The sequence below is a fragment of the Shewanella litoralis genome, assembly GCF_009828585.1.
In the GTDB taxonomy this organism is placed as follows: domain Bacteria; phylum Pseudomonadota; class Gammaproteobacteria; order Enterobacterales; family Shewanellaceae; genus Shewanella; species Shewanella litoralis.
In genome coordinates, this window is sequence record NZ_WSRZ01000033.1 from 1 (window position 1) to 12200 (window position 12200).

A 12200-nucleotide genomic window follows, 5' to 3' on the forward strand; every position below is an offset into this window, starting at 1 on the left:
ATTTAGCGCTGAAGACTAAACCAGAGCCGGTATCATATGCAGTGACCATATGTAATGCAGCGCTCGAGGCTGATGCTTTGGCACCTTTAAGCACTTTCCCATCAATCGCAATAGAAGAAAGTCCTGTGCTAAGCCGATGCTCGTTGACCCAACTCAACAAGGCATCTAGCAAGGATTGTTTTGACACTCCTCTGAAGATGCGACCAATGCTCTGCTGGCTGGGAATACCATTAGCGAAGGGGCGATGTTGACGAAGCCACATCAGTTTTAATGTCCCGAACTCGTGGCAATCGGCCCAACTCTGCGCACCTGATATCACTGCGCTCAGGACGAGGAAGCAGATATCAATGACATCATGTTCTTGATTTATATGGGAACGGCAATCAGTAATCTTATCGAGATGTTTAAGCATATTATGTATAAAGACAAAGAAAAAGAGCGCTATTTGATCACACTGGCGAGATCAATCAAGCTATTTTTTATCTCTTTGTTTTTAAAAAGGATGTATGAAAAGCGATCGAGTATGATCAGCCCCTGATGGCAGTCGAGGTATACGTGCCATTAAAGGTGAAAATGGCTTTGGTATTGTACAAGATCCTCATGATGCTAAGTATGATGGCATGCCTAACTCAGCGATTAACTCAGGCCACGTTGACCTTATTTTGCAAGCGACTGAGATTGGTCATGAACTGAAAAATATTATTCATTTCCCGAGAAATACAGGCATTGATAATGACGGCACCATGCCGCGAGAAACCTATCAGGGCATTATTAAGCAATTAAAAGCTCGGCGTAATGTCGATTTTTCGCTTTATAAAGAAAATACTATTTTACGCAGAATTGAACGTCGTATGACGTCATTAAAAATTCATCATTCAGCTGACTATTTGGCTTACTTGCAAGATAATAAAGAAGAAATTAATTACTTGTTTAACGACATGTTAATTGGTGTCACGTCTTTTTTCAGAGACCCACGTGCGTTTGACAATTTACAACGTGAATTAGCCAATTACATTCAAAACAAATCCAATAAGTCGTTACGGTTTTGGTGCGTTGCTTGTTCAACGGGTGAAGAACCTTACACGCTGGCCATTATTTTAAGTGAGATCCTCGGTGACAAGATTGATGAATATAAGATTCAAATTTTTGCCACTGATATTGATCAAAATTCGATTAATTTTGCTCGCTTAGGGGTTTATCCCGAAACTGCGTTAAATTTCATACCACGCACAATTAAAAACAAATATTTTCTGCTCAATAGCGAACAATATGAGTTGATCAAGCCAATTAAATCGAAAGTCATATTTTCGGTTCATGACGTAAACAATGATCCACCATTTTTACGTCTTGATTTGATTACTTGTCGGAACTTGATGATTTATTTTACTGTTGAGCTCCAACGTCAAATATTGCCAATGTTCCATTATGCACTCAACCCGAAAGGGTTATTGATGCTTGGGCAGTCTGAATCTATTGGTGTGTTTCAAGAACAATATCGACCGCTATCTAAAACCGGTAAGATTTATGAAACTCTGTTTGTCGGTAAGCAACTACCGCCAGAGCGTAAAACGTCTCGAGGTATTAGCTTAACAACTAATAATATGAAAGAGCTAAAGCCAATACTAACCTCGCAACATAATCGCAATAAAGTGGATGCAGAACTAACAAACATTATTGCTGATACGTTGCGAGAATTTGTGTTACCTAACGCTATTTTATTAAATGAGAACCAAGATATCATCTTCACCCAAGGTGATAATGCGTTGTTGGTTCGTCCAACAGGCTTACCGTCAAACAATATTTTTAAAAATCTTCATCCGCAACTATCAATCGACTTGCGCAGTGCGTTTCATAATATCCAAAACGGTCAAAAAGTTGCAGATACGGGTTACCAATCATTTAAGTTAAATGACGAGAATGTTTGGGTTAAGTTGATTTTGATGACAATTGAGAGAGAAGGGCCACTCGGTCGTTTAACTCTTATTTTTTCGCAAATTGAACTGCCCGAAAATATTCCGTTGCTTACCACTGATAAGCAAGAAACCTCCAATCAAGCTATTGCCCTTGAGCAGCAACGTTTGTTAGCAAAAACCAAAGAGCAATTACAAAATGTGATTGAAGAGCTAGAAACCTCAAATGAGGAAATGCAGTCCATGAACGAAGAACTGCAAAGCTCAAATGAAGAGTTACAAAGCTCAAATGAAGAATTAGAAACGACTAACGAAGAGTTACAGTCTACCAACGAAGAATTACAAACCGCCTATGCTGAATTGCGCATGGCCTATGAAGAACGCGAACATCAACGGATTGAATTAGATAGACTCAAAGTTGATTTAGAACATTCTAATACCTTACAACATGAAGCAGAAAGATCTGCACAAATGGGGTCATGGTTTTGGGACCTGACTACTCGCAAACTCGAGTGGAGTAATGGTTGTTATGAACTCTTTGGTTTGGATAAAGAAGTGTTCCATCCTTCTTATGAAGCATTTATCGGCTTAGCGTCAGGTGAGTACCGTAGTCGTTTAGAAGAGCAATTGACCAATTTATTACATAATAGAGCGACTCAACCTTTTATTTTTGAAGCATTAGATGTTGATCGAAATATTAGTATTATGTCGTTAGAGGCAGTTGTGTCATTTAATGATTTAAAGCAAGCCACCCGAGTCATGGGGACTATCCGAGACATTACTCACTCGGTGATGAAAGAAAAAGAACAAGTCGTGTATAAAGACACCATCACTTATCTCTTAAACAATACCTTGACGGCTTCGTTTGTATTAGATATCGATAAGTTGCAAATTGAATACATTAATGCTGCTTTCCAAAAACTACTGGGTTATTCAGAAGTGGTTATCAACGCCTTAGCGGATGAAAAGCTATTTACGTTATTTAACACTAAAGATGCGATAGTGTTTAAAGGTATTGTCGATAAAGTCTCGCGTTCTACAGTAGGTGAATGCGTTCCTGGAAAATATGCCATTAAGCCAAAAGACAGTAATGTTTTTATGAATGTGTATGCAAACCATACCGTGTATGAACTTAACGATACCACTGGTTTGCCACAGAAAATGTTAGTGACACTCTTTGCCGCAGATTAATGCAGCATAAAATGTGCAAGCATTTACGTATGCGATTATTTAGAAAACAGATTAAATGTCATTTCATTTAAGTATTTGATGACAAGTGTGAAGATTAAGGAGATGTTTTGGAGCGATATAACGGAATTGGTATCCCATGTATTTCAACAACACATAAGCTTGAAATAGTCGGCTTTAATGATGTTGCCAAAAACATGTTTGGCCGTGCTTTGACAATGTCGCCTATGGGTGAAAAAAAAATTGTCTTAACGGCTTTAGTCAATTCTAATGTGTCTAACTTTCTCGCCTGGGTTACTAATAAAGATCAGGATTACATTGAGTTAAAGGTGGTTTGTCATGGTGCGGTTAAGCACTTTGTGGCGAATTTAAAAAGTGTTAACGACATTGACTCACTGGGAAACGAGACCCAACTGTACAACTTTTGTTTCTTCCCGCTGGACAGTTATCACTCATTAAATAAAGATTTTAACCTTTATCGCAGTGTTTATATGCATTCGACTCAGGCGATTTACATTACCGATCATCAACACAATATTGTGTCGGTTAATCCAAGTTTTATTAATTTGTTGAGTCGTTCTTTTAAAGAGGTTATGGGTAAGAATGACGGTATGATATATACCATAGACTCATACGCGAAATTAAAACAATTACTATCAACATTAGACACTGAGCGAGACGATACCAGTGAGCGCTTAGAATGCATCAGGATGTACAAAAATGGTGAGCCTGAAATCATCTGCTGTAAAGTACATATCAATGTCATTTTTGATGAAGAAACTCAAGAAAAGCAATATTTACATATATTAGATGATGTGACGCAGCAGGTTTTAATTGAGAACTCTTTATCTAAAGCGGCCTATACCGACAGTCTGACTGGTTTGTCTAACCGCATGAGCTTTAATGAAAAATTCAAAAATATGCACGATTCAGCTCAACGACTCGGTGAAAAGTTATGTGTGTTTTATATCGATTTAGACCGCTTTAAATATTTAAATGACGAGTATGGCCATGATTACGGTGATTTATTACTTAAACATGTAAGCGAACGTTTAGTGGGTTGTTTTAAAAAACAAGACTTAGTGGCAAGAGTGGGTGGGGATGAGTTTGTTGCGGTTATTCAGTCTGATGAAGATATTGATTGCTTCGAGCGGATTGCATTACGGGCTATAAGCGAATTATCTAAGCCCTATATACTTCATGAATTACATTACACTTGTACCTGTAGTATTGGTGTGTCGGTTTATCCCGATGATGCTCTTGACCAAGAATATCTTTTAAAAGCCGCCGACAGTGCCATGTATATTGCTAAACAAAATGGCCGCAATAATTTTGCTTTCTTTGATTTAAACCACAAAAAAACTGAAGATAAACATCATAAAATCATTAAAATTGTGGAAAAAGCATTAGTAGATAAAAAGATAATTCCTTTTTTTCAGCCAATTCACGATGTTGATACCGGTGAGTTAGTGTCATTTGAAGCTTTAGCGCGTTATTGTAATGATGAAAATGAAATTTTGCCTCCCAGTTATTTTATGCCTTCAATTGAACAAGATGTATTGTTAATCGGTTTAGGGGTAACCATCATAAAACAAGTGGTTACACAGTTACGTATGCTTGAATCTCATGGCATAATGATCCCGATTTCAATTAATTTATCTTCGTATCAGTTACTCTCTGAAGTGATTATTAAACAGCTCGAAATGGTTGCGCTGCGATTTCCGCAATTTATTCCATTATTGAAAATTGAGATTACTGAAACATTAATTTTCGAAAACAATCAGTTTGTTGTGGTCAACATTGCTCGCCTAGTCGAATGTGGTTTTAGGTTAATGCTAGATGACTTTGGTACGGGTTATTCATCCATTTATTCATTAAAAAAGTTTAAGTTTGAAACGGTTAAAATTGATAAGACGTTTATTGATGACATTAACTCAAGTAATGCTGAAGACCAAACGTTACTCAACACCATTATTGCTTTAGTCAAAAATCTTAAATTAAAGATTATTTGCGAAGGTGTTGAAACCGCATCCCAAGTGGCTTTTTTGAAAGACCAACACTGTGGTTGTGCTCAAGGTTATTATTATTCGCAAGCAATATCGAAGGCTAAAATGCATGACTATATAAAAAAACACGGTAAAAAAGATAAATTTTTACCCATAAAAGTATCAGTGCAATAGAGATTAATAAATGAGTACAGAAAAGCTTGCTAAAGTATTAATTATTGATGATGAGAGCTCATCAATTGAAGTGATGACAACCATGCTTGAATCTACCATGGATATTGTGATTGCCGAAACGGCTGATGATGGCTATAACTTATTGCAGTTACACGATTTCGACATCATTTTATTGGATGTCGATCTTCCTGATTTGTCAGGTTTTGATTTGTGTAAACGAATTAAGTCTGAAATACGATTTAGTCATATTCCAGTTATTTTTATCTCAGGCTATAAAGATCTTATTTTCGAAATACAAGCATTTGAATCGGGTGGTATTGATTACCTGACTAAACCCATTAGTCCAGTAAAAATGCTGATTCGAATGAGCGTGGTACTCAAGATTAAATTACCTATTCCAAGTTCAAAAAATATTAAAATCGATTAAAACACTAACAACGCGGCTTTAGGTATATTTTTGTATTAATGAAAATTGAAAGACATCTGCACGATAAGTGAGATGTCTTTTTTTATTATTCAACCTTATTTTTACTGCACTATTTTTATTAAATTATTGTTTTACGGCATTAGACGCGGCAATAATCATCTTATTCCTCAGCCATTTGTTGGCGGGTTCTTTATCTACATTAACGTGCCAATATAAATGTATGCCAATTTCAGGTAAATCGACCGGCATGGGATGAGTCGCTATGTCGAGCATTTCACTGTACATCTGCGCGGCGGTTTTGGGTAACGTTAATAGCATGTCGTTACTTAATATCACTTTGCAAGCAGACAAGGCTTGTTGACAACGCAGCGAAATCTTTCTGTGATATCCCATTCTCGACAATTCAAAATCTTCTAAACCCGGTCCTGTCGAACGAGATGAAACCAATATATGGTCAAGTTTAAGGTAAGTGTCTAAATCAAGTGTTGTGGTGAGTGCAGGGTGGTTTTTACGCGCAACCACCACCAACTGATCGCTTTGCAATTGAGTGTGACGAATATTATTGCTCACTGGGATCAATGCATCGATGGCTAAATCGATATCACCACTGGCCAATTTGTTTTCTAACTCACTGCGGTTAACCCGCTTATTACTGTTTAAGTGAATGGCAGGAGATTCTACGGATAAGCTTTCTTGCAAAATAGGTAAATAGTAAGGTTCTAATGAGCCGTGTAAAGACAATGAAAAGCTTTTGCGAGAGGTAAGAGGTTCAAATTGTCTTGATTGTACCAGGCACACTTGCAACTGATGCAATGCTTCACGCACATCATCAATCACATTTTTTGCCACGGGAGTGGGGCGCATTTCATTGCCTTGTCTTATAAACAAAGGGTCATCAAAATGATTGCGTAATTTACCTAATGAGTGACTCACAGCCGGTTGCGATAAGTTCAATACCGAGGCCGCTTTGGTAATATTGCCTTCGCAATAAATGGCATCAAAAACCACAAACAAATTCAAATCAATTTTCATATTCACTCCATTGAATTAAGTCGTAATACTGCACCTATCCAATATGCTTTTTATTTCACCCATACTATTGGAATGGTTAATAGTAGGATATTAGAACTATTCATTTGTTCAATTTAGAACTTGGGATTAGCATAGTCAAGTAGATTCGGATCCGGTTAATTTTTCAGCTTACCTTGTTGTAAGCAATCGCAGTAGCGAATGTGCAGGATCTAAACGGCAACTCGCGTGTAACTGGTTTTAGTTATTGGCATTACCTAACACGATGTTGTTCAAGTCATGATTTTTATAACGTTAGAGACACTCAATGGCTGCGATATATTTGATTAGACACGGACAAGCTTCTTTTGGCAGTACTGATTATGACCAATTGTCAGACAAAGGTTGTCAGCAGGCGGCTTTGCTAGGCAAGTATTGGCGTGCCAAAGGTGCCCCGAGCAAGTTTTATTGTGGTGATTTATTGCGTCATGGCCAAACCTTGAGTCACTTTGCCGCTGGGTTAGACATTAACACCACTCCAATGGTGATCCACTCTGGTTTTAACGAATTTGACCACGTTGATATTCTGCAAAAATTTAACGGTGAATGGCATCATTTCGCTGAAAAAAACGCAAAACTACAGCAATTTGATGAGCCCAATAAAGTGCTTCACAAAGAGTTTTATCAGGCTTTAAATCGTTGGATGAATGGCCAGCATGATTTGGAATACAAAGAAAGTTGGCCGCAGTTTAAAAGCCGTTGTATTCGGGCATTACAAAACATTATTGAACAAGAACTTGCCAAAAAGCGGGTGTTAACGGGTCTAACGACAGAACAAAAGCAACCAAAAGATATTTTAGTCTTCACATCTGGAGGCACAATTTCGACCATCATCCAACACATTTTACAATTAAATGATCAGCAAACACTGGCCATTAATCAGCAAACCAGAAATACCAGCGTAACCAAGCTTTTGTTTTCAGAAAACATGTTGAGCGTTGATTACTTAAACAATTACAGCCATTTAGAAATTGCTGGTGATGAGTGGATTACCTTTAGATAACATCTTACCCCTTAAGCGGCGCAAGCTTTTCACATTGAATATGAAAATTAAATACAACAAGGACTTAAAATGAATACTGCTAATTTGTTTGATTTAACAGGGAAAGTGGCGTTAGTAACAGGCGCTAGTCGTGGTATTGGCGAAAGCGTAGCTAAAGTTTTGGCGCAATATGGCGCTCATGTCATTGTATCGAGCCGCAAAATAGACGCATGTCAGGCTGTTGTCGACCAAATTATTGCCGATGGTGGCAGTGCTCAGGCAATAGCGTGTCATATTGGTGAGTTAGAGCAAATTGACTCAATCTTTGCCGCCATTACAGAGCAACATGGCAAGTTAGATATTCTGGTTAACAATGCCGCAGCAAATCCTTATTTTGGCCACATTATCGATACTGATTTAACTGCATTCCAAAAAACAGTGGATGTAAACATCCGTGGTTATTTCTTTATGTCGACCAACGGTGCCAAGTTAATGAAGGCCAGTGGAGGCGGTGCAATCATTAATGTTGCCTCTGTTAATGGTGTTATCCCTGGTGATTATCAAGGCATTTATTCCGTCACCAAAGCGGCTGTTATTTCAATGACGCAAGCATTCGCCAAAGAATGTGCTCAATTTAATATTCGTGTTAATGCCTTACTTCCTGGCGGTACCGACACCAAATTTGCATCAGCACTCGTTGATAACCCAGCTATTTTAAAACAAATGATGCATCACGTGCCGATGAAGCGTGTCGCACAACCTGACGAAATGGCCGGTACCGTGTTGTATCTAGCCTCAAACGCATCAAGTTACACCACAGGTACAGCTATCAATGTTGATGGTGGTTATTTGATTGGCTAACGCTTTAAAAAACTAAAAATAAAACGAATATCTCGATAGGAATTTATAATGACTAGCACTCAAAACACCAGCATCAACAAGCTATTTGAAACGTTTTCAACTAAATCGTTAACGCTTAAAAACAAAACCGTCATGGCGCCGATGACCCGCGCCTTTTCGCCAAATTATATCCCCAATGCTGAGGTTGCCGCATATTACCGCCGCCGTGCTGAAGGTGATGTGGGGTTAATTATTACCGAAGGTACCTTTATTGGACATAAAGCTGCCAATGGTTACGAAAACGTGCCGGCCATTTTTGGTGAGCAAGCCTTAGCCGGTTGGAAACACGTGGTTGATGAAGTACACGCCGCCGGAGGCAAAATTGCCCCACAGCTTTGGCATGTTGGCGCGGTGAGAAAACCTGGAGTGGGTCCTGACAAAGAAATGCCAGCCTACAGTCCATCAGGTTTATACAAGCCAGGTGCAGCAAACGGTGTTGCCATGTCACAAGCAGACATTGATGAAGTGGTTGCCTCATTTGCACAAGCTGCGCTCGATGCAAAAAACATTGGTTTTGATGCCATTGAAGTTCATGGCGCACATGGTTACTTAGTTGATCAGTTCTTTTGGGAAGGCACTAATCAGCGTGACGACAAATATGGTGGCTCACTAGAAAATCGCACCCGTTTTGGCGTTGAAATTGTCAAAGCAATCCGCGCAGCCGTAGGTGAGGATTTTACTATCATCTTCCGTTTTTCTCAGTGGAAACAACAAGATTACTCTGCAAAGCTGTGCCAAACCCCTGAAGAGCTAGCCACATTTTTAGGCTTACTCAGTGATGCTGGCGTGGATATTTTCCATGCCAGTACTCGTCGTTTCTGGATCCCTGAATTTGAAGGTTCTGATTTAAACCTGGCCGGTTGGACTAAAAAGCTGACTAACAAGCCTGTGATCACAGTCGGTAATGTCGGTCTAGATAACGACTTTATAGGCGAAGGTAATGCTGATTTATCAGGGACTTCTAACCCAACCGGTATTGATGAATTATTAGTGCGTTTAAATAATGACGAGTTTGATTTGGTCGGTATTGGCCGCGCGTTATTAGTTGATCCGCAATGGGTGAATAAAATTAAAACCAATGCCATTGATGAGATTAAGCCATTCAATAAAAAATCATTAATGTCGTTGAGTTAACACGACTTTTCTCCCGATTAAAACGCACTCCATTTATCAAAAGGTCACAATATGAATTTTGAATACAGTGAAAAAGTTCAAGGCTTAATAAATCAAGTTAGCCAGTTTATGGATGAGCATGTTTATCCGCATGAAGACGAAATGCATCAACAAGTGGCACAAGACCCATGGTCAACACCGCCGTTAATGGAAGAGCTTAAGGCTAAAGCAAAAGCACAAGGCTTATGGAATCTATTTCTGCCTGTCGCTTATGGCAAGTACAGTGGCGGGTTAACCAATTTAGAATATGCGCCATTAGCTGAAATTATGGGCAAAGTGATGTGGGCTCCCGAGGTGTTTAACTGCGCCGCCCCCGACACTGGCAACATGGAAGTGTTAGCTAAATACGGTAATGAGGCGCAGAAAAAACAATGGTTAGAGCCTCTGCTTGAGGGCAAAATCCGTTCAGCATTCGCCATGACAGAACCCGAAGTGGCCTCAAGTGATGCAACCAACATTGAGTTGAGCATTGTTCGAGATGGTAACGAATATGTCATTAATGGCCGCAAGTTTTACATCAGCGGAGCGTGCCGTAAACAGTGTGAAATCATGATTGTGATGGGCAAAACCGATCCAGACAATACCAATCGTTATATTCAACAATCTCAAGTGCTTGTGCCAATGAATACCCCTGGGGTTAAGGTGGTCAGACCGATGCAAGTATTTGGCTATGATGACTCACCAGAAGGCCACGCTGAAGTGACCTTTACTGATGTGCGCGTGCCCGTTGAAAACATCATTGTAGGCGAAGGCAAAGGTTTTGAAATCGCGCAAGGTCGCCTAGGCCCAGGACGAATCCATCACTGTATGCGATCTGTGGGTATTGCCCAGCGTGCATTAGATTTAATGTGCAAACGCGTCAGTGAGCGAATTGTATTTGGTCAGCCGATGATTAAGCAGCAATCGGTACGTGAAGACATTGCCAAATCTGCCTGTCAGATTGAGCAAGCCCGTTTGATGACCTTAAAAGCGGCGCAAAAGATGGACACCGACGGCAACAAAGCGGCTAAAGACTTAATTGCCATGATTAAAATTGTGGCGCCCAGTATGTCACTTGATGTGATTGACCGCGCCATTCAATGCCATGGTGCAGTGGGTGTCAGCCAGGATACCTTTTTGGCGCATGCATGGGCAGGTCAGCGCACGTTGAGATTAGCGGATGGCCCAGATCAGGTTCATATGATGCAACTTGGACGCGATTTAGTGAAAAAGGTGAGTCTGTAATTGGCAAGACAGGCCAGTTTTAGCTGGGGCGAACTGGCCTGTCATTGTCATTTTGTTGCTGACATTAATCTAATAATAAGAGTATTTAGAAATGCCACATACATTTTCTATTGATAATGAGCAGCTTAGTGCTTATTTACAGCAACACGTTGAGGGCTTTCAAGGGCCAATTACACTTGAAAAGTTCTCGGGTGGTCAATCTAATCCTACTTATAAACTTACCGCTAAGTCGGGTGTCTATGTATTGCGTCGTCAACCACCGGGTAAGTTATTAAAATCAGCCCACGCTGTAGACCGTGAATACCGAGTCCTTGCTGCACTTAACGGCAGCGATGTTCCTGTCGCCAAGGTATATCACTTATGTGAAGACACCCATGTTATCGGTTCCATGTTTTATGTAATGGAATATTGCGATGGCAAGGTGTATTGGAGCGCATCTTTAGCCGAGATTGATACTAATGAGCGCCGCGGCGCCATGTACGATGCGATGAATAAAACCCTCGCGTCACTGCACAGTATCGATGTTGATGCCGTGGGTTTAACTGATTATGGCAAAGCGGGTAATTATTTTGAGCGCCAACTGGGGCGCTGGACCTCGCAATATCGTCTAACTGAATTGAAAACAATTCCCGCTATGGATGTGCTAATCCAATGGCTTGAGGACAATTTGCCAGCAGATGACGGCCGCGTATGCCTGGTGCACGGTGATTTTCGTTTAGACAATATGATGTTTGCCAAAAACAGCCCTGAAGTCATTGCATTGCTTGATTGGGAATTATCCACTCTTGGCCACCCTTATGCCGATTTGGCTTATCAATGTATGCAACTGCGTATGCCCGCAGGCATGGGCACCATCGACGGCTTAAAAGATATCGATAGAGCCAGTTTAGGCATTCCTACTGAAGAACAATATGTTGCTCAATATTGTCAGCGCATGGGGATCGAAAAAATCGATAACTGGGCGTTTTATTTGGCATTTAGTTTTTTCAGATTAGCTGCGATTGCGCAAGGTGTTGCAAAACGTGCCAGTGAAGGTAACGCCTCAAATGAAAATGCCAATAAAGTCGGATCATTTGTTGCTCCCTTAGCGCAAATGGCCTTACAGGTTATCAAGACTCAATAAACATAAAAACAAGACCATCAATTAC

At 40.0% G+C, this 12200-nt stretch carries 10 protein-coding genes and 1 pseudogene; 9 read left to right on the forward strand and 2 right to left on the reverse strand.

What is annotated here, in order from left to right; genetic code table 11:
- Positions 1-412: ISAs1 family transposase (locus GQA99_RS18815; protein ID WP_160056549.1), on the reverse strand; the 412-nt coding region annotated here is incomplete at its 3' end.
- A 136-nt stretch (positions 413-548) separates the two neighbouring features.
- Here GQA99_RS18815 and GQA99_RS20930 point away from each other — a divergent pair.
- The 4 genes and pseudogenes from GQA99_RS20930 to GQA99_RS18830 form a co-directional block, all read left to right on the forward strand.
- Positions 549-680: pseudogene (locus GQA99_RS20930) on the forward strand (chemotaxis protein CheB); the annotation flags it as partial.
- A gap of 63 nt (positions 681-743) precedes the next feature.
- Complete coding sequence (locus tag GQA99_RS18820) at positions 744-3101, forward strand: CheR family methyltransferase (protein ID WP_338091744.1); 2358 nt, start codon at positions 744-746, stop codon at positions 3099-3101.
- 107 nt (positions 3102-3208) lie between these two features.
- Positions 3209-5278 (forward strand): sensor domain-containing protein, encoded by a 2070-nt coding sequence (locus GQA99_RS18825; RefSeq protein WP_160056553.1) that lies wholly within the window; start codon positions 3209-3211, stop codon positions 5276-5278.
- A gap of 10 nt (positions 5279-5288) precedes the next feature.
- Positions 5289-5705 carry a response regulator gene (locus tag GQA99_RS18830; RefSeq protein WP_160056555.1) on the forward strand — a complete coding sequence of 139 codons (417 nt, stop codon included), beginning with the start codon at positions 5289-5291 and terminating at the stop codon, positions 5703-5705.
- A gap of 123 nt (positions 5706-5828) precedes the next feature.
- Here GQA99_RS18830 and GQA99_RS18835 read toward each other — a convergent pair whose 3' ends face one another.
- On the reverse strand, positions 5829-6737 hold the full coding sequence (locus tag GQA99_RS18835; RefSeq protein WP_160056557.1) for a LysR family transcriptional regulator: 909 nt from the start codon (positions 6735-6737) through the stop codon (positions 5829-5831).
- 304 nt (positions 6738-7041) lie between these two features.
- On the opposite strand from GQA99_RS18835, the gene GQA99_RS18840 reads away from it, so the two are divergent.
- The 5 genes from GQA99_RS18840 (at position 7042) to GQA99_RS18860 (ending at position 12175) form a co-directional block, all read left to right on the forward strand.
- On the forward strand, positions 7042-7776 hold the full coding sequence (locus tag GQA99_RS18840) for a histidine phosphatase family protein (RefSeq protein WP_160056559.1): 735 nt from the start codon (positions 7042-7044) through the stop codon (positions 7774-7776).
- A gap of 69 nt (positions 7777-7845) precedes the next feature.
- The gene (locus GQA99_RS18845) at positions 7846-8616 is read left to right on the forward strand and encodes an SDR family oxidoreductase (RefSeq protein WP_160056561.1); all 771 of its coding nucleotides are present in this window, start codon (positions 7846-7848) and stop codon (positions 8614-8616) included.
- Positions 8617-8664: 48 nt separating this feature from the next.
- Positions 8665-9789 carry an NADH:flavin oxidoreductase gene (locus tag GQA99_RS18850; RefSeq protein ID WP_160056563.1) on the forward strand — a complete coding sequence of 375 codons (1125 nt, stop codon included), beginning with the start codon at positions 8665-8667 and terminating at the stop codon, positions 9787-9789.
- 51 nt (positions 9790-9840) lie between these two features.
- Positions 9841-11052 carry an acyl-CoA dehydrogenase family protein gene (locus GQA99_RS18855; protein ID WP_160056565.1) on the forward strand — a complete coding sequence of 404 codons (1212 nt, stop codon included), beginning with the start codon at positions 9841-9843 and terminating at the stop codon, positions 11050-11052.
- A 91-nt stretch (positions 11053-11143) separates the two neighbouring features.
- Positions 11144-12175, forward strand: a complete 1032-nt coding sequence (locus GQA99_RS18860) for a phosphotransferase family protein (protein WP_160056567.1) — start codon at positions 11144-11146, stop codon at positions 12173-12175.
- Positions 12176-12200 lie beyond the last annotated feature (25 nt).